This is a genomic window from Streptomyces sp. NPDC043908, assembly GCF_056435525.1.
Genome location: NZ_JBWKEI010000014.1, coordinates 53,147 through 78,645, shown reverse-complemented (window position 1 = coordinate 78,645; position 25,499 = coordinate 53,147). Strand labels below are relative to the sequence as shown.

The following is a 25,499-nucleotide window of genomic DNA, read 5'->3' as shown; positions in this document are numbered from 1 at the left end:
GATCCTTCGAACAGGAGCGGGCTTCGGCGCACACGGGCGCGAACCGCGCGGGGATGCGGGGGCGCGGGAGCGGCCGCCGCGGGTTTCGGGGGCGAGCCGCTCAGATCTTCCAGACCTGGTCGGCGTAGCGCGAGTCGCAGCCCACCTGGGTCACCGGGGCGCCCCACTCGGGCGTGCGCCACGAGACGTACATGCACTTGTCGGTCACCGAGTTGCGCACCGAGTAACCGCCACCGGCGACCGGCTCCAGCTTCCACACCTGGTCGGCGAAGTCGGCGTTGCAGTCGTACTGGGTGACGGGTGCGCCGTCCTCCGGGGTGCGCCAGGACACCACGAGGCAGCGGTTGCTGTTGTGGTTGCGGATCAGGTAGCCGCCCTTGACCGGCTCCAGCTTCCAGACCTGGTCGGCGTACTGCGGGTCGCAGTCGACGGCCTGGGCCGCAGCGCCGTTGTCGGGAGTGCGCCAACCGACGTACGCGCAGCGGGTGCTGTGCGCGTTCTGGAGCGACGCGGTCGTGAAGCGGACCTGCTGGAGCCAGGGGGCGAGGTCGTCGGTGCGGCTGGAGACCGCGCCCGTACGGGTCTCCGTGACCGGGGCGCCGAGACAGCCGCCTTGCCAGGAGCGGGAGTTGACTGCGGCGATACGGCCGGAGGCGTCCAGCAGGGGGCCGCCGGTGTCGCCCTTGCACAGCACGTCGGTGCCCTTGCCGGTGACGGCGAGGGTGGAGGGCGTGAGGGCGTCGAGGGCGAAGGTGCCGGTGTGGGGCTTGTCCGGCACCCACTCGCTCTTGGTGCGCCCGAAGCCGACGGCCTTCAGCTCGGTGCCGCTCGCCGGAGTCCTGTCGGCCAGGGTTGCGGGGGTGATCGAGGTGACGGGGGTGGCCAGGCGCAGCAGGGCGGCGTCACGGTCGGCGCGCGGGGCGACCTCGGTGACGTCGAGGGTACGGCCGTCGCTGAGCGTCGCCCGGGTGGTGAGGGCGGGCTTGCCCGCCTCCACGGAGGCGCCCGGAGTGGTGGCGACGCAGCTAGCGGCGGTCAGGACCCAGAAGCGGTCGACCAGCGCGCCGGTGCAGGCGCGGGAGGACTCGTCGGTGCCGATGGACAGCTTGACCGCGTAGGGGTGAGCCCCGGTCGCGGCCTCGGGCCCGGTGACCGCGGCGGCGGGGGTGGCGGTGATCAGGCCCGTCGACAGCAGGGCCGAGGTGGCGAGCAGGCCGGAGATCCGCGCGACGCGCGGACGGTGTGCAGACACGTGTGTCCTTCGAAGACAGGGTGGGCGGGCTGGGCCGCGCGGACGTCGAGGGGGTGGGCCAGGGGGCCGACGGGCTCACACGAGCGGCGGCGCGGTGCGTCCCCGGCCGGCCTTTACTTGCTGGTGCGGATTTCCAGGAGCATGAAATCGCGGCCCTTTTCGTCCGCGGTCTCGCCGACCGCGGTCCACGTGTTCCTGTCGACCGGGAACGTCTTCTGTTCGTTCCCGGTGGTCATCTCGACCTGAGCGGCGTAGCTGTTTCCCTTTACGCCGAATACGGCCGGGATCTCCAGGCTCAGATATCCCTTGTCGCCGGTGACCTTGAAGCAGACCTTCTCGTTCTGGTGCGAGAAGACCTCCATCAGTTCCGGGGCACCCGTGCAGGGAGCGAGAAGGATATGGCCGTCGCCCCGCTTGAGCTTGATCTTCTGCTCGGCGAGGATTTTGTCGGCGTTCGGGTACGCGAAGTCCTCAATGGCGTAACCCGGTCCGTCCTCGGCGACCGCCTTGGTCGCGATGGTGTCGCCGTTACCACCGCCGCTCGTCCCACCGCCGATGACTGCCCAGGCCAGAGCCCCTGCGGCCGCAGCCGTGGCGGTGATGCGCAGAACGGTGCTACGTACCTTCATTTTCGTCCTCAGATGTCGTTCCAGAGTTTTCCCCGCATGCGTCGACGCCTCTGGAAGAACACGCGCGCATACGTGGGCAAGGAGGTTCCACGATGTATTGCGCGTCCCCCCGGACAGCACCGGACGACGCCGTCGGAGGGGATCTCCGAAAGCGCTGGCCGGTGGCTGACGATCTCCTGAATGAAAGCAGTCATATGGGATCCAGCCAAGGGAGTAAAAGGGTACGCAAACCCACAAATCCACCACCAGTGCCGTGACTTGCGTCACGATCTTGAATGGTTGTGGCGGTTTTGCGAAAACTTAAGGTCGAGATCCAGCCATCTTTGCGAGAGGTGTCGGGTCAGGTTCCAGCCAGCTGTTCCCGGGCCGCTTTCCGCGCATAAAGTCAGGCGACCGCCGCCACGGTGAGATGTCCCGGGCGGGATACGTCCTCACCCCGAGGAATCGAGACCAGAAAGGTCTTTCTGTGCAGGAAACGTTTTGGAGCCGGCGCCGTTTCGCGACCGCCGTCGCGGCGGGCACGGCCGCACTCTCCACTCCCTGGCTCTTCACTACGCCCGTGCGGGCCGCTACTGGAACCCCGACGGTGGGAGACGCCCTGGCCCTTCCTGACACCGACCGCGCCAAGGCCGTCAAGGCCTGGATTCTCGGCGGCCGTTCGGTCAAGGAAGCGGCGGCGTACGCGCTCAGCGGCACCGACCAGGACATCACCACCTTCCTCACGGAGCAGCTGCCGCGCGCGACGCGCATCGACAACCGCGTCGCCGCCTTCACCTACCTCGGCAACGGCGGCCGGAGCGTGCGCCGCGACGCCACCGCGGCCCTCAGCGGTGGCGACGACGCGGTGGCCGCCTTCGTCAAGGACGGGTTCCACTCCTCGATCACCGAGGACATGCGGGTCACCACCCTCACCGTCATGGCCAACGGCGGGAAGAGCGTCAAGCGCGAGGGCAACGCCGCGCTGAGCGCGGGCACGGACCAGGCGCTGGAGCAGTTCCTGCTCACCACCCAGTACAACGCCCGCCTGGAAGACGCCCGGGTGGACATCCTGCGCAGCCTCGCCACGGCCGGACCCGAGGTCAAGAAGTACGCGAACCGGGCCCTGAGCGGGACCGCCGACGACGTGCAGTGGTACCTCGACACCGGCGTCCACATCGCCCGCGCCCGCGACCAGGAGGCCGCCACCATCGGCCAGCTGGTCGCCATCGTGGAGCGCGAGAGCGCCCGTGCGCGCGAGCAGACGGACCTCGCCGTCGAGGCCTCGGAGCGCGCCACGACGGCCGCCGAACAGGCCAGGCAGAAGGCGGAGACGGCCGCGGCCGAGGCCGAGCGCGCCAAGGAGGACGTCCGTTTGTCCGCTGAGGCCGCCCGCCAGGCGGCCACCGCGGCGAGCGGCGCCGCGTCCGCGGCCCGGACCGCCATCCACGCCTCCACCGCCGCCGTGCAGGCCTCCCAGCGCGCCTCCTGGGCCGCCACCGCGGCCTCCCAGGCGGCAGCGGCCGCCGGTTCGGCCGCGACCCGGGCCTACAACGCGGCCATCGCCGCGTCGAAGGACGCGTCGCGGACCGAGGAGGCGAAGAACGCCGCCGTCGCCGCCCGCGACGCCGTGGCCAAGGCCAACAGCGCGGCCAAGGCGGCCGACGACGCGGCCACCGCCTCGGAGCAGTCCGCCAACGCCGGTCTCTCGGCCGCCTCCGCGGCGCGCAACGCCGCAGCGGCCGCCAACGCCTCCGCCCAGGCGGCGAACGCCTCCGGCGCCGCCCAGAGCGAAGCCGCCGAGGCCAAGCGCCAGGCCGCCATCGCCTCCTCCGCCGCCAACCAGGCGACCAATGCGGCCTCCACCGCCCAGGCACTGGCCTCCACCGCCGCCCGTGCGGCGCGCGCCGCCAACGCCGCCGCCAAGTCCGCCGCGGCGCACGCGGAAAAGGCGGCGGACGCCGCGGAGGAGGCCGTCAAGTTCGCCGGGCAGGCCATCGACTTCGCCAACAAGTCCACGGCGTACGCCGATGAGGCCGTGAAGGCGGCCAACCTCGCCACGAAGGCCGTCGCCGACGCGCTGGTCGTGGAGAAGAACGCCCGCGACGCCGAGGCCGCGATGCTCGCCACCGACCGGCTCCAGGGTATGAAGGAGGCCGCCCAGCTCGCCCTCCTCGACAAGAGCGAGCGCGCCGAGGCCCTCAACAAGCGCACCCAGGCCCAGCAGACCGCCCAGGCCACCAAGGACCTCATAGCCCGGGCCGAACAGGCCCTCCAGAGCGACAACCTCGGTGTCGCCGCCACCCTCGGCCGCCAGGCCGCCACCGCGCTGCTGGACTCCCGCGGCACGTGGACCCGCCAGGCCGCCCGCTTCGCCCTCGCCGGCACCGACGACGACGTCTACTCCTGGATCGACCTCGACCGCCAGCTCGCCCAGGCCCAGGACGACCGCGAGACCATCCTGTTCATCGCGCAGGTCTCCGAACCGGCCGTCGCCCGGGCCGCGGCCCAGGCCCTCGCCGGGGGCGTGCCCGCCCAGGGGGACTTCAACACCGGCGGCGTCATCAAGTCCCGGGCGGAAGACAACCGGGTCAACATCCTGAAGATCCTCAACTCCAAGCCCGGCAAGACCGTCACCAAGGCCGCCAACGACGCGCTCAACGCCAACACCCCCGAAGCCCTCCAGAAGTTCTTCGACGAGGACCTGGCCCACGCCATCGCGGAGGACGACGCCGTCGCCACCATGAAGGTGATCGCCTCCGGGGACGCCTACGCCAAGGCCTACGGAGAAGTGGCGATGGAGGGCCCGGCCTGGATGCGACGGCGCTTCGTGGAGTCCGTCCAGTACCGGGCCGCCCAGCTCGACTTCGACTCCCTCAGCCACTCCGCCGCCATGCAGGCGACCATCGCGGCCGCCGCCAAGATCGCCCAGGAGGCACAGCGCGACGCAGCGCTCGCCTCCCAGGTCGCGGCCGAGGCACGGGACGCCGGGGCCAAGGCCCAGGAGTGGGCCGAAAAGGCGATCAACGCCTCCACCGCGGCCGACAGCTACGCCAAGCAGGCCCAGGACCACGCCACGGCAGCGGACAAGTCCGCCAACGACGCCCAGGCCTCGGCGAACAAGGCCAAGGACGCGGCCGCGACCGCGCAGGGGGCCTCCCGCGCGGCCAACTACTCCGCCAACCGCGCCATCGACGCGGCCCGCAGCGCCCTGGCCTCCTCCTACGCGGCCGCGGCCTCCGCCGCCGACGCCCACCAGGCCGAGCTCGCCGCCGGGCGGGACGCCAAGACGGCCGCCGCGGCCGCCGCCGAGGCCCGCCAGACGGCGGCCGACAAGCGCACGGCCGAGATCCAGGAGGCCGCGCGCGCCGCCGCCGAACAGGCCCAGAAGGACCGGGACGCCAACCGCAACCCCTCCAACTCCACCACCAACGACCAGGTCAACCCGAAGGGGACCCAGCCCGGGAGCGGCAGCCAGCCGGGCAACCAGCCCGGCAAGGACGAGTGGTGGAACGACGCCAAGTGGTGGGCCGACACCGCCGACAAGGTGAGTGTCGCCGCCGGCCTCCTGGCCACGGGCTTCGGCATCGCCTGCGTGTTCTGGCCCGCGGCGCCCGTCCTCGGCAGCATCGCCGCCGTCTGCCTCGGCGTGTCCGCCGTCGCCTCCGGCATCAGCGCACTCGCCAACGGCATCGAATACGGCTTCGGCAGCGCCCAGTTCGCCGCCGCCGCGGGACGCAGCTCCCTGCAGCTCGTCACCCGCGGTGGCGGGCGGGCCGCCTCGGTGGCCAAGCCGGTCGTCAAGAAGGTCGAGAAGGTCGCCGAGGACGTCGTCTCCGGCATCGTCAAGGTCTTCTCCTGACCCACCCCCCGCCCCCGCGCCCCTCCTCCCTCTGAGGACGGTCACCCACCAGGGCGGCGGGAGACCCCGGTGGTTCCCGGGCTCTCCCGCCGCCCCGGCTCCCCCTGCCCCGCTCCGGCGCGCCCCGGGCACGGGGAGCGGTCTCCAGCACGGCCACGCGGGCCGTGCTCCTACCGAGAGAAACCATGCTTTCACCACGCGCAAGACGCATCCTTCCGGGCGTCCTCCTCGCCCTCACCCTCACCGCGACCGGCACGGCCGCGGCAGACGGGCACGCGGCACCGGCACGCACCGCCACCCATGCCTCCACCGGCACAGCGCTGGGATCCTCGTCCCACCCCAAGGTGGGCCGGATCGACCGGCACCCACACTCCCCGGCTCCCGCCCCCACCAGGACGCTCCCCGTCAAGCCGGGCTTCGGCGAGCGGTGCGAGCCGACGCTCGCCGGCTCGCGCGAGCGCAGGGCCGGCGCCGTCGAGGCCTGCGTCACCACGAGCACCAAGCCTGCCGCACAGCCCCGGCGCCAGGCACGGGCCCTCGCCCAGCCGCAGGCCGCCGCCGCTGCCACCAACGAAGGCAGCTGTGCCATCGCGGCCCCCGGAACGTGGAACTACAGCCGGTTCGGCTACTGCGTGAACGGCCTGGAAGTGCTGTACACGCTCAAGGACACCAACGGCAAAGTGGTCGGCACGGGCACGCTGAACGTGTCGAGCAGCGCCCTCCTGCCCGCCGCACGCACGACGTGGAACGAGAACGTGACCGTCGCCATGACCGGCGCCACCGGGACGGTCACGACCCTGACCGCGAAGTTCCGTGCCGAGTGTTCGGCAGGCTGCAAGGTCGTCAAGGCCGCCCCCTGGTACGGGGGCCAGCTGACCACGGGGCAGTCCGTCAGCGGCAACGTGTCGTACTCCTCCTCGCCCGCCCCGGGCACCAAGGTCGACTTCACCACGTCGTACAAGCTGTACGTCACCGCCCCCGGTGCCCAGGCCACGGACCCCAACGCCTCCTGGGACAACCCGGAGAAGGTCCGCTGCGACGACGACGTCCGGGACACCAGCGTCCCCGACAGCACTCCCGGTGCCGGGTGTGTCGTGCCCAGCGTCATGCCGGTCGTGAGCATGAGCACCTCGACCTCGGGCGCGGCCGCCGCCGGATACCTGTGGGCGCAGCAGAACCTCACCGACGGCTGGGGCCGCGCCAAGCCGCTGACCCGCGCCCGCAGCGGGATCGCCGACCGCACCGCCCGCACCTGCGGGGGTTCGCAGCCCTTCCAGGACAGGTCGGACCTCGTTCCGGACGACAGCTGCGGCGAGTTCCCCTTCGCGTCCACCCATGAGGGCGGCACCGACGGCGCCCAGTGCGCCGAGGTGATCCCCAACGCCAGCGGCGGCGGCTGGGACATCTACGACCTCGGCGGCGCGGACCCCGGCAAGCGGTGCGTTCGCGCCCACGTTCCGCAGAGCGACAACAAGGCCGCCCTGACGCAGCTCGCCGAAGGCTACGCCAACCAGCGGGTGCTGGAGGCCGACCAGTTCACCCTGGACATCGCCAGCACCATGTCCCAGCCACAGGGCGCCTGCCTGCAGACCACGCCGTCCGGCGCGCTCCCCAACGGCGACGGGTGGATCAAGAACACCACCGAAGCGGTCGCCCACCGCAACAAGAACACCCCCACCCCCGACGTGGCGGGCACCAGGCCGACCACTGCGGAGGCCTGCCTCGGCAAGACGATCGGCAAGGGCACCTCGGCCTCGGGTGACATCACCGGTTGGCAGGACGCGCAGATATACGCCCGCCCGCTCGCCGCACCGGGCACCAAGGCACCCTACGGACTGGCCCGCTGCCACCTGATCGCCAACATCCTCGGCGGAAAGGGACGCACGCGTGACGGCGGTCAGGACAACCTCGTCCCCTGCTGGCAGGTGGGCATGAACACCGGCACCCCCAGCATGCGCACCTATGAGTACGAGGCGCAGACCCTGCTGGACGACAACAACTTCGGGGCCAACGACGCGATCTTCTACCAGGTGACGCCCACCTACCTGGACGCCACCAGCACCGTGCCGGTGGGCGTCACGATGAAGGCCACCGTGCAGCGGGCGGACGGCACCACGCAGCCGCTGTTCCCCGACGTCTACATCCCCAACACCAAGGCCGATACTGGCCAGCACAACCTCGGAAACTAGTCCCACCCGCTCACGCCATCGGGAGCCAGCATGAGTCGTACCACCCCCGCGCGGCCGCTCGACGTCACCGCGCTCTTCCCTCGGCTGGCCCCGCTGGCACGCACGGCGACCCGGCTGCACCCGCACCCCGGGGCGCCGTCACCGCACGACAGCTCCGTCGGCGGGCCGCTGCTCTGGCCCGCCGACGAGCCCTGGCCCCACTGCGACGGCCCGCACGTGTGGGACCGGGTCAACCCCGCGCTCTCACCCCAGGACATACGGCAGCGGCGCCACATCAGGGCCGTCGTGGCGAACCGCCCGCCCGGCATCGCCGAGATGGAGCGCTACACCCCCGAAGAACGCGCCATCGACCAGCACATCACCGCGGGCCGCCCCTGGCCGGACAGCCCCGTCCCCCTGCTGCCCGTGGCCCAGCTGTACGTACGCGACGTCCCTCTGCTGCGGCCACCCGGCGGGGTCGACGCCGACCTGCTCCAGGTGCTGTGGTGCCCCTTCGACCATCCGGCACACCCCAGGACCGCGCTGTACTGGCGGTCGGCCGCCAAGATCAACGATGTTCTCGCAGCGCCGCCCGAGCCTTCCGCCGTGCAGTTCCCCGGCTACCTTCCGCGACCGTGCCTGCTCGCGCCCGAGCAGGTCACCGAGTACCCCAACCTCCTTGAACTGGACGAGGAGGATCAGCAGGCGCTGAGCGACTGGCACGTTTGGCAGGCAGCCGGACCGGCGGTGGACAGCTCCTACCGTTCAGCCCCGGAGGAGTTCTACATGGACCAGGTCTCCCACGCGCCCGGCTGGAAGGTCGGCGGATGGACCCGATGGGGTCTGACCGACCCGGTTCCCCGGGTTTGCGAGGTGTGCGGCAGCGCGATGGACCCGCTGCTCACCATCGCGTCGGCGGAATGGGACCCCAGCTCCGAGAGCTGGATTCCCGACGAGGACCGGGCCCGCTCGGCGCAGACACCTACCAACCCCCAGCCGTGGAACCCCACGATGCTCGACCTGGCCCGCGGCTACGACCTCCAGCTCCACGTCTGCCCGGTGTCGCCCGACCATCCACACCTCGAACTCATCCAGTAGCGACCTTTCTTGACGTGCCGTGAACCACCACACCCTCGATCCAGGCGGACACCGGTGCCGCCGACGCGGGTGCAGATCACGGATGGCCATCTCCCTCTGAGTGGTGGCGTCGCGCCTCATCGCCGGCCCCGTACGGACCTGGCTGCGGGCCCGCAGTGCCCGTGGCCCCGGCCCGAACGGCGGCTGCCACCTCCAGCAGGGACCACCCGTCGATCTCCACCGCCCGCCGCTCCTCCGGCTGCCACCCCGCGCTTGACGCCGCGTCGAGCAGGGCTCGGACGGCGCCGGGTTCGTGCAGATTCAGGGAGGCGCCCCGGACGTACCCCACGTCTCCAGAGCCCAGAGGAGCCCCGCCCGGGACGTACCGGCCAGGGGTTTCGGTGAAGACGATGCGCAGGGGGCCGCCCGTGCCGGCCGGCTGCGGGTACAGCGTCAGTGTCTCGCAGCATGACCGGCCGCTGCCCGCCACGCTGTGGCTGTGACGGAGCGTCCACAGATACGCGCGCCCGTCGGCAATCAGGTGACGGGGCCTCTTCGGATGTCGGGGCACGGAGCCGAGAGTACGCGGCCTGGTCCGGCGCCACGCTCACGAGGCCCCCGGCCGCACCGCACCCCCTCCGACCGCCGCCCCCACCTCCCGCGCGGCCGCCAGATAGGCGAGGACCATTGGACGTCTGTCGTCCTTGCGGGCGGCCACCGCCAGTCGGGACGGGGAGACGCCTCGCACCGGTACGGCGATCACGTCGTCCCGGGCGACCAGCGGCGCGTTCCCGGCGGCCAACAGGACCACGCCCTGGCCGCTCGCCACCGCCTCATGGGTCTCCTCGGCGCTCGCCACCACCGCGCCGATGCGGGGCGGGCGCCCGTCGCGGGCGTCGAGGGCGAGCCAGTAGTCCCGCAGCGGACCGGCCTCCGGGGGAAGGGCGAGGAAAGGCTCGTCCAGCAGGTCGGCGAAGTCCACCTTGCCCTCCGGGTCGGATGCCGCTCGGGCAGCGAGCGGGTGCCCCTCGGGCAATGCGACCAGCCGGGGTTCGCGGGCCACCACCGCGTAACGGTAGCGGTCGCTGTCCGGCAGCGGCAGCCAGACGAAGGCGACGTCGGCGGACCCGTCCGCCAACCCGGCGCTGGGGTCTGCCCAATTGACCTGACGCAGGACCGGACGCACCGCCGGATGCCAGGCCACCAGGCGGGCCCGGAGCGCGGGCAACAGCCCCCGGCCCGGGCTGGTGGACATACCGATCACCAGGGAGTACCGCTCAGCGGTCTTCGCCTCCTCCACCACGGGCCACGCCTGCTGCCAGACGGCCAGCACCTCGCGGGCGTACGGCAGCAGGGCCTGGCCCACCGCGGTCAACCGGACGCTGCGCCGGTCCCGCTGGAACAGCTCCACGCCGAGCTGCTTCTCCAACATGCGTATCTGCTTGCTCAGCGCGGGCTGGGAGACGAACAGTTTCTCGGCGGCCCGGGTGAAGCTCAACTCCTCGGCGACTGCGGTGAAGTAACGCAGATCGCGACCATGGACATCCATAACGCATGGCTATCACAGCGGGTCTTGGACGCGTCCGCGGCCGTCGACGAAGGATGGGACCTGCCGGCGGGAAACCCCGGACGGCGGTCGACGAGGGAGTGGGGCCAATGAGCGAGAACGCCAAGGTGTGGCTGGTCACGGGTGCGAGCAGTGGTTTCGGGCGTGCCATCACCGAGGCCGCGGTCGCCGCCGGGGACACGGTGATCGGTACGGCCCGGCGGACCCGGGCACTGGATGACCTGGTCGCCGCGTACCCCGACCGCGTCGAGGCGATCGGCATGGACGTCACCGACGGGGACCGGATCGACGAGGTGGCCGCCGACGTCCTGGCCCGCTACGGCAGGGTGGACGTGCTGGTGAACAACGCCGGCCGCACCCAGGTGGGCGCGTTCGAGGAGACCACCGACCAGGAGCTGCGCGACCTGTTCGAGCTGCACGTCTTCGGCCCCGCCCGGCTGACCCGGGCGTTGCTGCCGCAGATGAGGGAGCGGGGCAGTGGCGCGGTCGTGAACATCAGCAGTTTCGGCGGGCAGATGTCCTTCGCCGGGTTCTCCGCCTACAGCGCGACGAAGGCGGCGCTGGAGCAGCTCTCGGAGGCCCTGGCCGACGAGGTGTCGCCGTTCGGCGTCAAGGTGCTGATCGTGGAGCCGGGTGCGTTCCGCACCAACCTGTTCGGCAAGGGTGCGGCCTACTTCTCCGAGGAGCTCCCGGCGTACGCGGAGAAGGTCGGCGCGACCCGGCAGATGGTGCGGGGCAGCAGCGGCGAACAGCCCGGCGACCCGGCCAAGGCGGCGGCCGCCATCCTGCTGGCGCTGGACGCCGAGAGGACCCCGCTCCGCCTCGCCCTCGGCGGCGACGCGGTCGACTTCCTGACCGCCCACCTGAACTCCGTACGGGCCGAACTCACCGCATGGGAGAAGGTTTCGCGGGGGACCGACTTCGACGCGGAGTGAGCTGCGGGCGGGGGCCGTTACGGTGGGGGCATGACCGTGAGCCAAAGCACTGGGGCCCTGCCGCAGCGGGATGTTTTCTGCGACTGCCGTTTGGACGGTTGGGACCGAGGCGCCCCCTGTGCCGCCCGCCTCTGGACGGTCTCACGCCCTCGTACGCCGTGTACCTGCCGGGCCTGGAGGCTGATGCGGGCGGTGTCGGCGCTTGGCGGTGCGCTCGGAAGTCTTCGCCTGGAACCGGCGATCAGTCTCGTACGACAAGTAGGTGTCTTCGTACGGTGGCGGTGTCTCGGTAGGGGTCGGCCCGGGCCGGGAAGTGGGGGGTTTTCCCCAGCGTAGGCGGGACTGTGGCCGCGTAGAGTCGCAGTGACTGATCACCAATGCAACTCGCTCCAGACGGGGGAACTTCATGCGACGTCGCCAGACGCGTCTCCTTGCAGCAGCGGCTTTGGCCGCTGTCATGGCCGCAGGGCTCTCCGCGTGTTCGGCCCTCAAGGATGAGAAGACCTTTAAGGACGATGCCACGGTGCACCAGAAGATTTCCGCGATTCGCCTCGTCACCGGGAACGGTGGGGTCAAGGTGGACGCCTCGGAAAGGGGTACAACAACCTCTGTGCACCGCAAGGTCAACTACCAGGGCGACCGGCCAAGTGGTACCTCGTTCCGTGTCGAGAACGGTGTCCTGACGCTCTCTGGCTGCGGTAAGCGCTGCGGCGTCGACTACGTCGTCAAGGTGCCCGCCGGTCTTCCCGTGACGGGGGGCACCTCCAACGGCGGTGTCACACTCACCGACGTCGGCATGGTCGATGTGCACACGAGTAACGGCGAGATCGTGGTGAACAGGACGACGGGCCCGGTGAAGTTGCGTACGTCCAACGGTGACGTGAGTGTCAAGGACGCCGAGGGCGGTGGCATCGACACGCAGACCTCGAACGGCGCGGTGACGATCCAGACAGCCACCCCGCAGAACATCAGGGCCCGCACGACCAGCGGCAGTCTCACGGTCACGGTCCCGCCCGCCGGCTACCAGATCGCGGCGAACGACTCCCATGGCGAGAAAAGGGTGGCTTTCAGGAACGACCCCTCTGGCAAGTACCGCTTGGATCTGTCGACGACGAACGGTGACTTGACTGTGGAGTCCGCAGGTCAGTGACCGACCTTCCGCAGAGACCCCACTGATCACAGCCCCGCTGAGGCGCGGGGCTGCTACGCCCCGGCCATGGGGAAGCTGAGGGGCACCTGACGTAGAGCGGTACGCCCATTGTCAGAGGCTGCTGGCAACATCCCTGCCATGGACGCCCTCTTCACCACCCCGTCGCGGCTGTTCGACGTCACCACGCTCTTTCCCCAACTGGCCCCGCTGGCGCGCACAGCGACCCGGCTGCACCCGCGGCCGGGTTCGCCGACCGTGTACGACAGTTCCGTCGGCGGGCCGCTCCTGTGGCCCGCCGACGAGCCGTGGCCCCACTGCGTAGAGCCGCACGACACTGAAGCGGCGGATGAGATGCACTCTCCGGACGAGATCCGGGTCCTGCGTCGCATCCGTGCAGCAGCGGCCCAGCGGCGGCTCCTCGACCCCCAGGCACCCGCGATCACGCCCGAGGAACAGGAGATCGAGCAGCGGCTGCGCGAGGGCCACCCATGGTTCGACGGTCCGATTCCCATGATCCCCGTAGCCCAGCTCTACGCCCGCGACGTCCCTCTTCCGGTCAGCCCTCCCGAAGCCGACCTTCTCCAGGTCCTGTGGTGCCCTTGCGACCACGAGGAGTTTGCACACCCCCGAACCGCCCTCTTCTGGCGTCGTTCCGCCTCCGTCGCCGACGTCCTCGAGGCCCCGCCCGAGCCGCCCGTGATCCAGTTCGACTGGTACCTGCCGCAACCGTGCTCGCTCGCACCGGAACAGATCACCGAATACCCCAGCCCCCTGGAGCTGAGCAGGGAACTGCAGCAGCAGTTGGGCGACGTGAACCTCTGGGAGACAGCCGGAATCGCCTGGGACGGCACCGGCGCGTTGGACCCGCAGGAGTTCTACTTCCGCAATCTGTGCCACGCCCCGGGGTGGAAGACCGGCGGCTGGACCCGCTGGGGCCTCACCGACCCCATGCCCCGCCCGTGCCCCGAATGCGGCACCGCCACGACCCCGCTCCTCACCATCGCGTCCTCGGAATGGGACTCCGGCAGCAAGAGCTGGATGCCCGATGAGGAACGGACGAACCCGACTCCGATCCTCTTTGGCACCCGACCCTCGAACTTCACTCTTCTCGACATCGCCGGCGCCTACAGCCTGCAACTCCACGTCTGCCCCGCCTCCCCGGAGCATCCCCACATCGAACTGGTCCAGTGAGCCCTCGCGGAGGTCCTCCGCGTTGACGCGTACGCCACGATCGGCACGGCGATGGACTTGCCGTCAGTTTCGTGTCGGAGTCTCAAGGTTGATGATGTCGGGTGGATGCCGGATCCGATATAGCGGTGGGATAGCGGTGGGGCATCGCATGCACCGACGCACGTCAGTTGGCGCGCCCGCGGTCCTCCGCGACCACAGTGGCCGATTCACTCCCCGGGTATGGGCTGAGCATGGTGTCGAAGTAGCCTTCTGGGGCTTCCTCCAGGAAGGTCGACAGATCCTGAAGGAAGGCGCGCAGTGGGGGTGTCGCGTTGTGCCGGTCCAGGTCTTCCTGGGAGCGCCAGACTTCGTACAGGAAGAAGCGGCCGTCCTCGTGCTCGTGGAGGTGGTACTGCATGTTGCCGGGCTCTCGCCGGGTGGGTTCCACGAAAGAGGAGAGGATGCGCCGGACCTCGTCCGCGCGTTCCGGCCTGGGGCGCAGGAAACCGTAGAGGGCTATGGGGCGTTCTGTGTTCGTCATGGCCCCCACGCTAAGATCTCACATCAATGTGAGGTTCAAGGGGCTGTGAGGAGCGCCACATGAAGATCGGTGAGCTCGCGGCTGCAACGGGCACCTCCGTCCGGCTGTTGCGCTACTACGAGGAGCAGGGCCTCCTGGAGTCCTACCGCCTCGACAGCGGCCACCGCCGCTATGACGACAACGCCCCGGCCGTGGTCCGGCGCATTCGCGCGTTGTTGGATGCCGGCCTGCCGACCCGCGTCATACGCGACCTGCAACCGTGCATTCGCCAAGACGGGTCGGTCGCCGAATGCAAGCTGGCGACCCTCCAAGAACATCTCGACGGTCTGGACGACCGAATCTCCGCGCTATCGGAAACCCGCGCATCCCTGGCACGGCTCGTCTCCGACACCCGGACCCGCGAACAAATCGGCACGTAGGGCGGCTCACCGTTGACTTCCGGGAAGGGCAACACGTGTGAGGGCGAACCCACGTCGCGCTCTCAACCTCGCCCAACAGTCCCGCACCCCAGGGCTTCGTGTTCTTCCGCATCGAAAGGGTTAGGACGCGCACGTCTGGGTCGGCGTCGGCCGACGGCGGGTAGGGGACGGACGCAGTGACGGTGGCGCTCCGGCCGCGCGGGGTCAATCGGCCGTCACCGCTCTCCAAGGCGGTGGCCCGCTGGGCCCATCCGATGTAGCCCTGGAACGGTAACCGTGAGGAGTCAGCGGACTTCGATGGTGATGTACGAGATGTTCTGCCGGTACGGCGCCGCGCACGAGGCCTTCGAGTTCTGGTACCACTGCACCCACGCGCCGTAGAACGTGTACCGGTATCCGTTGACACCATCCAGGCACGTGATCACTATCCGCTGCTGACCAGGCCCGTAGTGGCAGGTGGAACTGGCAGTGGCATGGTCCAACTTCGTGGATTGGCAACCGTGCGGGGCGGCGCTCGCCGGAGTGGCCAACGCGACAGGCACGGCGACAGCCGCGCTCGCCAGAAGCAGCGGCGCGACCAGGAGTGAGGTCGTCTTCCTGCGGCGGCGCATGACAGTCCCCCTTCGACGGTTCTCCTCAGGGTGAGGGGTACCGCTCTGTATGAGAAGAGAGCGGCCGGATGAGGCGAGATGACGCCCTCATGGGCGCTCTCATGGCGCAAAAGTGCCTGCTTCTGGGTTCCCTGTCCGCCCCGCCTTGCGTGATACGTGTCCCGCGCACTGGGCTACCGTCAGCGCGAGAGCCTGTCGCCATCACCGCCCCGCTACCCTGCAAGCCCCGGCCGTTCGGGTTCCGTAACGTCAACCACTCCCGGATCTCCGGTAAGGAGGGGGTGCGAGGGGGCGCAATCCCTCCTGACCAGCAAGAAGTCGAGGCCATCCGTCACCCTTGCTGAGGGCGGAGAGATGAATCGCCTACCCCGCTGGGGCTGCTGTCGGCCGGTCGCCCCAGGAGCCCTCGGCGATGATGTCGTACCAGTCCGGGAGCGTGCCGTCCGGGAGATGACGGCGAACCAGCTGACCGGGGAAGCTCAGCGGGCTGGCCTTGGACGGGTTGGACAGGGCTTGTGCCACGATCAGGTCCGTCATGGCGTACGCCAGGTCGGCGCGGGGGAGAGCGGCGTGGACGCGCTCCGCGAACCCCGCCGGGAGGCGCTCCTTGTCGCGCCCGAAGACGTCCATAGCGATCCCCGCCTGGGGGAGGGCGATCTCCGGGGCCTTGCGGGAGGCGATGCCGTCGGAGGTGTGCAGGGCGATCGCGTCCCACACCAGCGCGACGCGCTCCTTGCCGGTCCCGCGGTCCGATAGGAACCGCGCGGCCAGGTCGGCTCCATCCACCTCGAACCGCTGGTCACCGTTGCCCTCCTGGCCCAGCCCCAAGTCGTGCAGCACGCAGCCGAGGAACACCAGCTCGTCGTCGTATTCGGCACCCGGCTGCCAACCGCGCTCATCGGCCAGCGCCCGGGCAAACAGATAACTGCGCACGCTGTGCCGGAAGATGAAGTCCGGCACACGCTCCTTGGTGAAGCGCAACGCATCTGCCGCAAGCACGCTGCCGGGCAGGTCGAAGTCAGCGAGGTCAGCGAGGTCAGCGAAGTCAGCGAAGGGGGCGGGCGGGGACGTACTCACAATCGGGGCTCCTCACAAGGTCCGGGGATGCCTCGATCCTGCTGACTGCTCCCACCGCAAACCAGTGGCAACAATGCCAGCATGCGTTAAGTTCTGGCCATGATGGCTGTAGCAGTCCTCGCGCTCGACGGTGTGGTTCCCTTCGAGTTGTCCGTGCCGGGTCAGATCTTCGGTACCGCCAACCAGGCCGCGGGCACCTCTCATTACGACGTCTGCGTCTGCGCCCTCGACCGGACCGTCACCACCAGCCCGGACCATGGGGCGTTCCAGATACATGCCCCCGGGGACCTGGGCACCCTTGCGCGAGCCGATACTGTCGTCATCCCCGCCCACTCCAGGTTCCTGGAGCCACCCCCCGGCTCCGTGGTGGAGGCACTGCGGGCCGCCGCCGCACGCGGGGCCCGTCTCGCCTCGATCTGTGTCGGCGCCTTTTCTCTCGCCGCCACCGGCCTTCTCGACGGACACCGGGCCACCACGCACTGGCAGTACGCGGGTGAGCTCGCCCGGCGCTACCCAGAGGTCGACGTCGACCCTGCCGTCCTGTTCGTCGATCATGGCAACCTGATCACCTCAGCCGGTGTCGCCGCAGCACTCGACTTGTGTTTGCACCTGGTCCGCACCGACCTGGGCGCTCACATGGCCGCCGCCACCGCCCGCCGCACCGTCATGCCCCTACAACGTGACGGCGGCCAAGCCCAATTCATAGAGCACCCTCAGCCCACCGACCGCACCGCCACCCTGCAGCCCACCCTGTACTGGATACAGGCCAACCTCCACCAGAGCCTCACTCTGGATGTCATCGCCCAGCACGCCGCCATGAGCATCCGCAGCCTCAACCGTCACTTCCGCGCGCAGACCGGGACCACGCCCCTCCAATGGCTGCTGCGGGCCCGTATCCGCCATGCCCAGCAACTCCTGGAAACCACCGACCTGACCGTCGATTGCATCGCCGACGAAAGCGGCTTCGGCTCTGCCGCGACGTTGCGCCACCATTTCACCCGCCAGACCGGAACGTCCCCGCAGGCCTATCGCACGGCGTTCCGTACTCGCTGATACGGCCTGTTGTCCCGAGGCGCGGCGGGGTGCGGCGGCGCGCGCTGATCGTGTGACCGGGCGCGCCGCTGCCTCTTTCCCCGGCTGCTCGCCTCCGACCAGCGGGTGGCGGCATCACGGGGGCCCCCGTGGGTCCGCTCGGTCTGGCGCGGTTGCGGACGGCTCAGACGTGCCGCAGCAAACTCCGGCGCCTGGGGCTCAGTGGCCGCGCCTCGGTCGACGGTTGCTTAGCCGAAGCCGAGCAGGCCTGCCGACCGTCGTGGGGCGGGTTCAGGTTGTCGGTGTGAACGTGGTGAGGGCGTCGGCGAGGGCGGCTGGGGCTTCCAGCGGGATCAGGTGACCTGTGTGGGGGACCACCGTGAAGTCGGCTTGGACGAGGTAGGGCAGCAGATGGTCGCGGAGCACGCCGACAGGCTCCACCTGGTCGTGTTCCCCGGCGACGACGAGAGCGGGCACGTTGACCACGCGTGTGTACGCGGTGATGTCCTGCGCGATGCCACGCAACGGCCACTCGGTCCGGGCTGCCGCGGTGACCGTACGTGAATCGGTCACGATCCGCGCTTTGACCAAAGCGGGCAGCTCGGTCGCGGTGAGGACGTGATCCCGCGCCCCGGCCACGGACTCTTCGGAGTCGTAGGCATGCGACAGGGTCTCCTGGTATTCGGGAGTGACGTGTGCGGCGGGTTCTGCCGGGGCGGACCCGACGAGAACGATGCCGCGCAAGCCGGTGGGCCGCGTGGCCGCGACCAGCTGTGCGACCTTGCCCCCCATGGAATGCCCCACCAGGACATAGTCGGTGACCGCCGCGTCCGCGAGCACATCGAGCGTGTCCTCGGCGAGCTGACCGAGCGTATAGGGGCCCGGCAGAGCACGTGAACGGCCCCATCCGCGGAAGTCGACTGTGAGCACATCACGGCCTGCCAGACGGTCGACGACGAGGTCCCAGGTGCGGGCAGAGCCGCCCCAGTAGTGCAGGAATACCAAAGTCGGCCCGGTCCCCAGCCGATGGTCATACGTGGGCAGAAGTGTCTGCTGCGTCGTCTTCACGATGGTCCTTCCGATCGAGATCCCAGGCGGTTCGCCCTGTCCGACCATGGGAACTTCCGCACGGAAACGGGGCATCAGCGTGACTGGTCATCCGCTGGTGGAAACTGGACACGTGCACCTGATCCGGCAGATGACCTACCAACCCGCAGTACGTGCGGCCTCGGTGGAGACGATGACGTTCGCTCATCTGCGGAAGCTGAACGACGGCGGCAGCCAGCGTGCTGACTTCCACGTCCTGGCCGTCATCGACACCGGGCCCGGATCGGTCACGGTCGACTTCCGCCTCCACCCGCTTCGGGAACGCGCCGCAGTATGGATTCCACCCGGCGCGGTACACCGCTGGGACGACATCGCCGAAGTGGCAGGGCACATCGTGCTGTTCCCACCGACCGCGCCGGTCACCGACGCCACCCGCGAACTCGTGGCCTTTCCCGACTTGGCCGCACACTGGGCCATCCCCGACGCCGACTGGCCCTACGTCGACATGGCGCGCAGTCATCTCCTCCTCGAAACCTCCGCCCCAACTCCCGTCTCCTCGACGCAGCTGCCCGGCATCCTGCTCTCCGCACTCATCGCCCGGCTGCACCCACCGCACGCCGACACATCGCTCACCCATCCGTTGTTCCGCGCGTTTCGCTCCAGCGTCGAAGCGAACTTCCGGCAGCACCACGACGCGGGCTACTACGCCCGCGCGCTGGGATACGCGCCCCGCACCCTCACCCGAGCAGTGCAGCAGGCCACCGGCCGCACCGCGAAGGCGTACATCGTCGACCGGCTCATCCTGGAGGCCAAACGGCTCCTCGCACACGACCGCCTCACCGCCGCTCGCTGCGCCACCACGCTCGGCTTCCCCGACGCGTCGAACTTCTCCGTCTTCTTCCGCAAGGCGACAGGTGTGCCTCCGGGTGCGTGGCAGGAAGCGCTGCCCGCTGAGTAGGAGACGCACTCGAGGACTCCTGCCAAATGCCGTGAGTTTCAGCTCGATCACACCCGGCACCCCACGCTTCGGGCCTCGGCCGCGAAACGGTCGGGCGGCCTATCCATAGCTTGGCGTCCCCGAGGCATCGCCTCTGGGAGGCGTGCGAAGCGTCACCGTTCTCGGCGAAGGAGAAGGTGCCGGGTGCCGGACGGGCCGCTGGTCGAGAGCAGCCGACCGCGATCGTCGTAGCCGACGGTTTCGGTCGGTGGCTGTTGGTCGGAACCCTTTAGGCGACTTTCTGGGAGGCCGCTGCGTCGGGGTGCAGGTCGTCGAGGGTGAGTTGGTGTGTCGGAGGATCGGGAAGGGCGAGCTGGCGGCTGAGGCGGAGGTCGGGACCGACGTGGAGCAGCTCGCCGGGTTCCATCGCCTGCCAGTGGGGGTTGTCGTCCATGCGCTCGCTGGCGACGACGACGGCGGGGTGCTCGGCAAGGGGCGAGGAGTGGATGCGCATCCGGCCGTGGCTGCCGCTGTGGTCGAGGTGCCGGCTGCCGTGCTGGCCGCCCGGACGGCGCTCGAGGACGTACAACTGGTGGGTGTGGGGGTAGCGCAGTGCCCACAGTTCCTCGGGGGTGGTGAGGATCAGGTTGATGGCGTAGACGGGCAGGTTCTCGGCGATCCACCGGGCGGCCTGCCGGATGCCCGCGGTGACGTCACCGTCGTGCCGCCGGGTCTCTCGGGTGATCAGGGCGAAGAACCGCTCGGAGTCTGTGTCGCCCTTGACCAGCGAGCGGTCCTCGCCCAGGTGGTCGTCGAGCTTGTCCAGGCCTTCGATGACGCCGTTGTGCGCGAAGAGCCGCCCGTCCTGCTCGAAGGGATGAGTGTTGCGCATGTCGAGGCTGCCGGTGGAGGCGAAGCGCACGTGGGCGACGAAGGTCGCTGACTCCACCTCCCGGGCCTCTTCGGCGAAGACGCGGTCGCGGTAGGCCGCGATGGGGGCTTTGTGGATGAGCGGGGTGCCGTCCGCGGTGAAGTGGCCGAGGCCCGTGCCGTCGGGGTCGCGGTGGCTCTGCCGGCTCAGACTGTCGGGGGCGTCGAGAAGCCAGAAGGTGGCGTGCGTGCGTTGCGGGGCACTGCTGAGGCCGAAAAGACGGCACACGGTATTCCTCCATAGGGGTCGGCCGGCCCTTCGCGGCCCGTGCCGGACCAACGGTTCGTTGCCGGGGTAAGTGGCGGCCGGACCGCTGGGGATTCGTGGTCTCCGCTCCAGGGCGAATCCGCCGCCTTCTCGTCACGGTGAGGTTCACGTTGCCTGCCCAGCCGGGGCCGGGGGATGCGGCGCAGGTCCTTGAGGACCAGACGGGCCAGGTCGTGGTCGAGAGGGGAACCGGAAGCCCCACCAGCACAGCACAGGGACCATGTCTTCGCACGTACCACGCGCAGCCTCCACCCGGGCGCGGGCGGGTCAGCAGGCGATTCCGGCTGTGTGCCACTCAGCCAGGATGTCACTGAATGCTGCCTGGGTCTGCGGGACGGCTGCTGGGTCGAGTACGAGGCGGGTCAGCAGGGCGCGGGCAGCGGGCACGTCAACGCTCGGGACGGCGAGGACGTGTTCCAGGGCGTGGAGACTGTGGACAGCTTTGAGGGGCTGCAGGGGCCGGGGTAGTTGCTGCACACAGGCCAGTGAGGGATGCGCCTTCTCTGTCGTCGGTGGCGGTGAGGGGCAGGGCCGCGTGGCAGGTCCGCACCGCGTCCAGGGCGTCGGCGGGAAGGATCAGGGCCCGTACGTGCTCGGACAATGGTCGGTGGTTGCCCGCGGGTCGAGTAGATCCAGCCCCTTTTTGCGCGCCAGGTCAGCACCCCCCGCGCGGCGGGTCGCCGCGCAGGGGGTGGACGCGCTGATCTCGCTGGCTGGCCTCTTTCTGCTGCGCCGTGTCGACTCCGCGCACACACGTGAATCGGCCGCGCACACCGACTGGCTCTGTCGGGCATGGCCGCCCAGCAGCCCGTACCCGCTGACCCTGCGGCCAACATCGGGGTGGCTTGAAGGAGGAGTCTCCGGGAGCAGCACAACGATTTTGGTTGGTGCTGATGTGCCGCATCCGCGTACCTGACCGCCAACGCCGTCTCACTCCCTCCCGAACGGCCCATCGGAACGGGCGCTTGGACCCGGGAGCATCGGGCGTGGTGGACGGGTCGGCGAATGCAGCGAGGGCGCACAAGCCTCGGGTAGATGTGTCCGGGGCGTCCGGTGGCGAGCGGACGTGCTGGGAGTGCTGGGAGTGCTGGGCATCCTGGGGGTCGCCACCACGGTCGGCAAATCCGTCGCTTGGCCGTACTGCGCGCAGGCGCGCGGTCACGGGATGGTCCTCGGACTGGTGAGCGTTGCCCGCCCCCGCGCTCCGTCACCGTATGAGCGCGGACGTTGTCGCGTGGCACGGGCGGGCTCGGCCTTTCGCCGAGTCCGCCCAACCGGCCCCTACCAGAGCGGGACTCGTGTCACGCGGCAACGTCAGCGCTGCAGGGTAAGCAGGCCCGGTCGGTAGGGCAGGAGGCCGTAGTCGACCCCGTCGGAGTTGGGGCTGCGTCCCTGGTAGAGGAACTGCAGGTTGCAGGGATCGACGGTCATGGTCTGATCGGGGCTGGTGCGGATCAGTTCGCCATGGCTGATGTCGTTGGTCCAGGTGGCGCCACTGTTGGCCTTGCCGGCGAAGGGGTTGCTCTCGGTCGCGGCCTGGGGTGTCCATGAGCCGTTCAGACTGGTCGCCGTGAACGAGCGGAAGTAGCGGCCCTGCGAGCCGATCGCTTCGACGATCATGAGGTAGCGGTTCTGGCCCTGCAGCTTGTAGACCTGCGGGGCTTCGAACAGGTTGTTCCGCGTATCGCTCATGATCTCTGTCGAGGTCGCGCCGAAGCTGCCCGGGAAGTTCCCGATCGGCATACTGGCCCGGTAGATCTTGCCGTTGTCACCGGCGAAGAACAGGTACATGTTGGTCCCGTCACCGATGAGCGTCTGGTCGATGGGTCCTGTTCCGGAGTCGGAGATGCTTCCGGAGAAGAGCACCTGCTCCGATGACCAGCCGTTCGGGTTGGTGGGGTCGCTTGAGGTCCGGTAGGAGAAGGCGCTCCTGCCCCACTGGTAGGTGAGCACCCAGATGTTCTTCGGCGCGAAGTAGAAGAGCGTGGGCGCGACGGTGGAGGCTGGCATCGTGTTCTGGCCGGCCGAGGCCATCTCCGACCAGTTGGTGAACGGGCTGAAGTTCATCGACCCCCATCTCGTCCCCGTGTCATGCGTCGTCGCATAGACGAGTTGCCTGCCGTTGTAGGGGACGACGGTGAAGTCCTTGAGTGAGACCCACCCCGGCTTCGGCTGCGCCAGGGCGCCCGTTGATGTCCACCGGTACGTCGAAGGAAGAGCACACGGACCGGGGTTGTCGGCGCCGACCTTGACGAGCTGCCACTGCTGGTTGGTGCCGCCCCAGTCGTCGTACTGGACGATGTTCGCGTTGTCGGCGGCGGAGGCGCCCTGTACCTCAAGGGCCTTGTTGCTGTGGCGGGAGATGAGCCTTACGTACCCATCTGAGCTGTCGGCCAGCCGCCACTGCTGGTTGGTGGCGTTCTGGTCGGCCCATTGGACGATCGGGCCGCCGTTCGCGGTGGACCAGTTGTAGACGTCCAGCACTTTGCCGGAGTGACGGGACTTGATGCGGTAGTAGCCGCCTCCGGAGTCGACGAACTGCCACTGCTGCTGGTTCTGATCGTTCCTGGTCCACTGGGTGATGCGGGCGCCATCGTTGGTCGCCAGGTTGTAGACGTCCAGGGCCTTGCCGCTGTTGCGGTTGACCAGCACGTACGAGGCGTTGGGGTCGGGGCCGACGGTCGCCGCTCCGGCCGGCTGGACGCCGAGGAAGGTGGCCACGAGCAGCAAGGGCGCGAGGAGGGCGAGTAAGCGTCTTGGGCGGACCGAGGACGGGTGGCGAAACCACATCAGAGGGCCTCCTTTGGGGGCGGGGGCGAGGTGTGACCCGATGAACCACGGAGCGGACGTGCGGAGGGGACAGGGACAGGGGCACGTTCGAATGTTTCGAATAATTCTCCGGATGCTTCGACGTCACAAGCTAGGAACGCGGGGCCCTCTGGTCAAGGCCTGTTGCCGACCTGTCCACAAAACAGCGCATCCCCTCTGGGCCTGACAAGCTGTCGCGCCGACCCCAACACCCCGGGGAATTCGCTGATACAGCTCGTCAGTCCAAGGCGGCATCCGCCCACGATGACGCCGAGGATTCGTCTCCCGGCTCGCCGCGAGTTCGAAATATTTCGGGAAAGCAGCCGAAACATCTTCTGTGAGGAGTATTGACGATCCATCGTCAATACCTCAATCATCCCTGTCTGAGAAACGGACTATAGTTCGAGATTTCGAACCACGTCAGCCCTGAAATCTGTGCCGTTCGGGCAGACGCGCGATCTCAACCGGCACGGAGGGCACCCGGTCGGCCGCCCGGGTTCTGTCCCGCCGCACCCGTCCGCCGCGGGGGAGCGGACGACGTATTCCCCTGCACTTCAGTCCTTGCGCGATGTCTACCCTGGAGGTACAGCCATGGGCTCATATGCCCTTCCCGGACCGGTTATCCGCCGCAAGATCCGCGGTCTGCTGTTGGCGCTGGTGGTCGGTGTCCTCTGCGCGGCCGCCGCACTGGTCGCGCCGCCGACCGCACAAGCCGCCGAGAGCACGCTCGGCGCCGCGGCGGCGCAGAGCGGCCGTTACTTCGGCACCGCCATCGCCTCCGGCAGGCTGGGCGACTCGGCGTACACGACGATCGCCAGCCGTGAGTTCACCATGGTGACGCCCGAGAACGAGATGAAGATAGACGCCACCGAACCGCAGAGGGGCCAGTTCAACTTCGCCGCCGGTGACCGCGTCTACAACTGGGCGGTGCAGAACGGCAAGCAGGTGCGCGGCCATACCCTGGCCTGGCACTCCCAGCAGCCCGGCTGGATGCAGAGCCTGGGCGGCAGCACACTGCGCCAGGCGATGATCGAGCACATCAACGGCGTGATGGCCCACTACAAGGGCAAGATCGCCCAGTGGGACGTCGTGAACGAGGCCTTCGCCGACGGCAGCTCGGGAGGCCGGCGCGACTCCAACCTGCAGCGCACCGGCAACGACTGGATGGAGGTCGCCTTCCGCACCGCGCGCGCCGCCGACCCGGCCGCCAAGCTCTGCTACAACGACTACAACATCGAGAACTGGACCTGGGCCAAGACCCAGGGCGTGTACGCCATGGTCCGGGACTTCAAGCAGCGCGGTGTGCCGATCGACTGCGTCGGTTTCCAGTCGCACTTCAACAACGACAGCCCGTACAACAGCAACTTCCGCACCACCCTGCAGAGCTTCGCGGCCCTCGGTGTCGACGTGGCCATCACCGAACTCGACATCCAGGGCGCCTCGGCCACGACCTACGCCAACGTGACCAACGACTGCCTGGCCGTCCCGCGCTGCCTTGGCATGACCGTCTGGGGTGTGCGCGACACCGACTCCTGGCGAGCGGAGCAGACACCGCTGCTGTTCAACGGCAACGGCAGCAAGAAGCCCGCCTACACCGCCGTCCTCAACGCGCTCAACGGCGGCTCCACGGCGCCCCCTGCGGATGGCGGACAGCTCAAGGGCGTCGGGTCGGGCCGCTGCCTGGACGTGCCCGGTGCCAGCACCACCGACGGCACCCAGGTCCAGTTGTGGGACTGCCACAACGGCACCAACCAGCAGTGGACGTACACCGCCGCCGGTGAGCTCAGGGTGTACGGGAACAAGTGCCTGGACGCGGCCGGCACCGGCAACGGCACCAAAGTCCAGATTTACAGCTGCTGGGGTGGCGACAACCAGAAGTGGCGCCTCAATTCCGACGGATCCATCGTCGGCGTCCAGTCCGGTCTCTGCCTCGACGCCGTCGCGGGCGGTACCGCCAACGGCACCCTGATCCAGCTCTACTCCTGCTCGAACGGCAGTAACCAGCGCTGGACCCGCGCCTGAGGGGACCTGCCACAAACGAAA

19 protein-coding genes and 1 pseudogene are annotated in these 25,499 nt (G+C 69.3%); 11 read left to right on the top strand and 9 right to left on the bottom strand.

Features of this window, described 5'->3' with window-relative positions; translation table 11 throughout:
- Positions 1 to 100: 100 nt before the first annotated feature.
- Both AC069K_RS27660 and AC069K_RS27655 read right to left on the bottom strand, forming a co-directional pair.
- Entirely contained in the window at positions 101 to 1,252 is a 1,152-nt protein-coding gene (locus AC069K_RS27660) for an RICIN domain-containing protein (protein ID WP_478620870.1), read from the bottom strand.
- 113 nt (positions 1,253 to 1,365) lie between these two features.
- On the bottom strand, positions 1,366 to 1,881 hold the full coding sequence (locus tag AC069K_RS27655; RefSeq protein ID WP_478620868.1) for a hypothetical protein: 516 nt from the start codon (positions 1,879 to 1,881) through the stop codon (positions 1,366 to 1,368).
- A 586-nt stretch (positions 1,882 to 2,467) separates the two neighbouring features.
- Here AC069K_RS27655 and AC069K_RS27650 point away from each other — a divergent pair.
- The 3 genes from AC069K_RS27650 (at position 2,468) to AC069K_RS27640 (ending at position 8,985) form a co-directional block, all read left to right on the top strand.
- Positions 2,468 to 5,719, top strand: a complete 3,252-nt coding sequence (locus AC069K_RS27650) for an ALF repeat-containing protein (RefSeq protein ID WP_478620866.1) — start codon at positions 2,468 to 2,470, stop codon at positions 5,717 to 5,719.
- A gap of 185 nt (positions 5,720 to 5,904) precedes the next feature.
- On the top strand, positions 5,905 to 7,908 hold the full coding sequence (locus AC069K_RS27645) for a DNA/RNA non-specific endonuclease (RefSeq protein ID WP_478620864.1): 2,004 nt from the start codon (positions 5,905 to 5,907) through the stop codon (positions 7,906 to 7,908).
- Positions 7,909 to 7,938: 30 nt separating this feature from the next.
- On the top strand, positions 7,939 to 8,985 hold the full coding sequence (locus AC069K_RS27640; protein ID WP_478620862.1) for a hypothetical protein: 1,047 nt from the start codon (positions 7,939 to 7,941) through the stop codon (positions 8,983 to 8,985).
- Positions 8,986 to 9,133: 148 nt separating this feature from the next.
- Here AC069K_RS27640 and AC069K_RS27635 read toward each other — a convergent pair.
- Positions 9,134 to 9,535: pseudogene (locus AC069K_RS27635) on the bottom strand (hypothetical protein); the annotation flags it as partial.
- Positions 9,536 to 9,571: 36 nt separating this feature from the next.
- Positions 9,572 to 10,513, bottom strand: coding sequence for a LysR family transcriptional regulator (locus AC069K_RS27630; RefSeq protein ID WP_478620860.1), 942 nt, complete (start codon positions 10,511 to 10,513; stop codon positions 9,572 to 9,574).
- A 107-nt stretch (positions 10,514 to 10,620) separates the two neighbouring features.
- Between AC069K_RS27630 and AC069K_RS27625 the strand changes: the two genes are divergently transcribed.
- From AC069K_RS27625 to AC069K_RS27615, 3 genes are all read left to right on the top strand, one after another.
- A complete protein-coding gene (locus tag AC069K_RS27625) occupies positions 10,621 to 11,466 on the top strand; it encodes an oxidoreductase (RefSeq protein ID WP_478620858.1) in 846 nt (281 codons plus the stop codon).
- Between the two features lie 406 nt (positions 11,467 to 11,872).
- Positions 11,873 to 12,616 carry a DUF4097 family beta strand repeat-containing protein gene (locus AC069K_RS27620; protein WP_478620856.1) on the top strand — a complete coding sequence of 248 codons (744 nt, stop codon included), beginning with the start codon at positions 11,873 to 11,875 and terminating at the stop codon, positions 12,614 to 12,616.
- Positions 12,617 to 12,754: 138 nt separating this feature from the next.
- Positions 12,755 to 13,807 carry a hypothetical protein gene (locus tag AC069K_RS27615; RefSeq protein ID WP_478620854.1) on the top strand — a complete coding sequence of 351 codons (1,053 nt, stop codon included), beginning with the start codon at positions 12,755 to 12,757 and terminating at the stop codon, positions 13,805 to 13,807.
- A 163-nt stretch (positions 13,808 to 13,970) separates the two neighbouring features.
- Here the strand turns inward: AC069K_RS27615 and AC069K_RS27610 are convergent, their stop codons facing one another.
- Positions 13,971 to 14,327 (bottom strand): putative quinol monooxygenase, encoded by a 357-nt coding sequence (locus tag AC069K_RS27610; protein ID WP_478620852.1) that lies wholly within the window; start codon positions 14,325 to 14,327, stop codon positions 13,971 to 13,973.
- A 59-nt stretch (positions 14,328 to 14,386) separates the two neighbouring features.
- Between AC069K_RS27610 and AC069K_RS27605 the strand changes: the two genes are divergently transcribed.
- Positions 14,387 to 14,746 (top strand): MerR family transcriptional regulator, encoded by a 360-nt coding sequence (locus AC069K_RS27605; protein ID WP_478620850.1) that lies wholly within the window; start codon positions 14,387 to 14,389, stop codon positions 14,744 to 14,746.
- Positions 14,747 to 15,720: 974 nt separating this feature from the next.
- On the opposite strand, the gene AC069K_RS27600 is transcribed toward AC069K_RS27605, so the two are convergent.
- The gene (locus tag AC069K_RS27600; RefSeq protein WP_478620848.1) at positions 15,721 to 16,434 is read right to left on the bottom strand and encodes an HD domain-containing protein; all 714 of its coding nucleotides are present in this window, start codon (positions 16,432 to 16,434) and stop codon (positions 15,721 to 15,723) included.
- A gap of 99 nt (positions 16,435 to 16,533) precedes the next feature.
- On the opposite strand from AC069K_RS27600, the gene AC069K_RS27595 reads away from it, so the two are divergent.
- On the top strand, positions 16,534 to 17,487 hold the full coding sequence (locus AC069K_RS27595; protein ID WP_478620846.1) for a GlxA family transcriptional regulator: 954 nt from the start codon (positions 16,534 to 16,536) through the stop codon (positions 17,485 to 17,487).
- Between the two features lie 270 nt (positions 17,488 to 17,757).
- Here AC069K_RS27595 and AC069K_RS27590 read toward each other — a convergent pair whose 3' ends face one another.
- Positions 17,758 to 18,534, bottom strand: a complete 777-nt coding sequence (locus tag AC069K_RS27590; protein WP_478620844.1) for an alpha/beta fold hydrolase — start codon at positions 18,532 to 18,534, stop codon at positions 17,758 to 17,760.
- Positions 18,535 to 18,646: 112 nt separating this feature from the next.
- On the opposite strand from AC069K_RS27590, the gene AC069K_RS27585 reads away from it, so the two are divergent.
- Positions 18,647 to 19,471 (top strand): helix-turn-helix domain-containing protein, encoded by an 825-nt coding sequence (locus AC069K_RS27585; protein ID WP_478620842.1) that lies wholly within the window; start codon positions 18,647 to 18,649, stop codon positions 19,469 to 19,471.
- A 268-nt stretch (positions 19,472 to 19,739) separates the two neighbouring features.
- Here AC069K_RS27585 and AC069K_RS27580 read toward each other — a convergent pair whose 3' ends face one another.
- Positions 19,740 to 20,609 carry a class II glutamine amidotransferase gene (locus tag AC069K_RS27580; RefSeq protein ID WP_478620840.1) on the bottom strand — a complete coding sequence of 290 codons (870 nt, stop codon included), beginning with the start codon at positions 20,607 to 20,609 and terminating at the stop codon, positions 19,740 to 19,742.
- 327 nt (positions 20,610 to 20,936) lie between these two features.
- Here AC069K_RS27580 and AC069K_RS27575 point away from each other — a divergent pair, with 327 nt between their 5' ends.
- Positions 20,937 to 21,116, top strand: a complete 180-nt coding sequence (locus AC069K_RS27575; protein WP_478620838.1) for a hypothetical protein — start codon at positions 20,937 to 20,939, stop codon at positions 21,114 to 21,116.
- An 846-nt stretch (positions 21,117 to 21,962) separates the two neighbouring features.
- Here the strand turns inward: AC069K_RS27575 and AC069K_RS27570 are convergent.
- Positions 21,963 to 23,438, bottom strand: coding sequence for a non-reducing end alpha-L-arabinofuranosidase family hydrolase (locus AC069K_RS27570; protein ID WP_478620836.1), 1,476 nt, complete (start codon positions 23,436 to 23,438; stop codon positions 21,963 to 21,965).
- A 609-nt stretch (positions 23,439 to 24,047) separates the two neighbouring features.
- Here AC069K_RS27570 and AC069K_RS27565 point away from each other — a divergent pair.
- Positions 24,048 to 25,478, top strand: a complete 1,431-nt coding sequence (locus AC069K_RS27565; protein WP_478620834.1) for an endo-1,4-beta-xylanase — start codon at positions 24,048 to 24,050, stop codon at positions 25,476 to 25,478.
- Positions 25,479 to 25,499: the final 21 nt, after the last annotated feature.

Excerpts from the sequence above, each read along its gene's own strand:
- AC069K_RS27570 (WP_478620836.1), bottom strand. The coding sequence starts at position 23,438 with ATGTGGTTTCGCCACCCGTCCTCGGTCCGCCCAAGACGCTTACTCGCC.
- AC069K_RS27610 (WP_478620852.1), bottom strand. The coding sequence starts at position 14,327 with ATGACGAACACAGAACGCCCCATAGCCCTCTACGGTTTCCTGCGCCCC.
- AC069K_RS27620 (WP_478620856.1), top strand. The coding sequence starts at position 11,873 with ATGCGACGTCGCCAGACGCGTCTCCTTGCAGCAGCGGCTTTGGCCGCT.
- AC069K_RS27565 (WP_478620834.1), top strand. The coding sequence starts at position 24,048 with ATGGGCTCATATGCCCTTCCCGGACCGGTTATCCGCCGCAAGATCCGC.
- AC069K_RS27615 (WP_478620854.1), top strand. The coding sequence starts at position 12,755 with ATGGACGCCCTCTTCACCACCCCGTCGCGGCTGTTCGACGTCACCACG.
- AC069K_RS27630 (WP_478620860.1), bottom strand. The coding sequence starts at position 10,513 with ATGGATGTCCATGGTCGCGATCTGCGTTACTTCACCGCAGTCGCCGAG.
- AC069K_RS27640 (WP_478620862.1), top strand. The coding sequence starts at position 7,939 with ATGAGTCGTACCACCCCCGCGCGGCCGCTCGACGTCACCGCGCTCTTC.
- AC069K_RS27655 (WP_478620868.1), bottom strand. The coding sequence starts at position 1,881 with ATGAAGGTACGTAGCACCGTTCTGCGCATCACCGCCACGGCTGCGGCC.
- AC069K_RS27645 (WP_478620864.1), top strand. The coding sequence starts at position 5,905 with ATGCTTTCACCACGCGCAAGACGCATCCTTCCGGGCGTCCTCCTCGCC.
- AC069K_RS27625 (WP_478620858.1), top strand. The coding sequence starts at position 10,621 with ATGAGCGAGAACGCCAAGGTGTGGCTGGTCACGGGTGCGAGCAGTGGT.
- AC069K_RS27595 (WP_478620846.1), top strand. The coding sequence starts at position 16,534 with ATGATGGCTGTAGCAGTCCTCGCGCTCGACGGTGTGGTTCCCTTCGAG.
- AC069K_RS27605 (WP_478620850.1), top strand. The coding sequence starts at position 14,387 with ATGAAGATCGGTGAGCTCGCGGCTGCAACGGGCACCTCCGTCCGGCTG.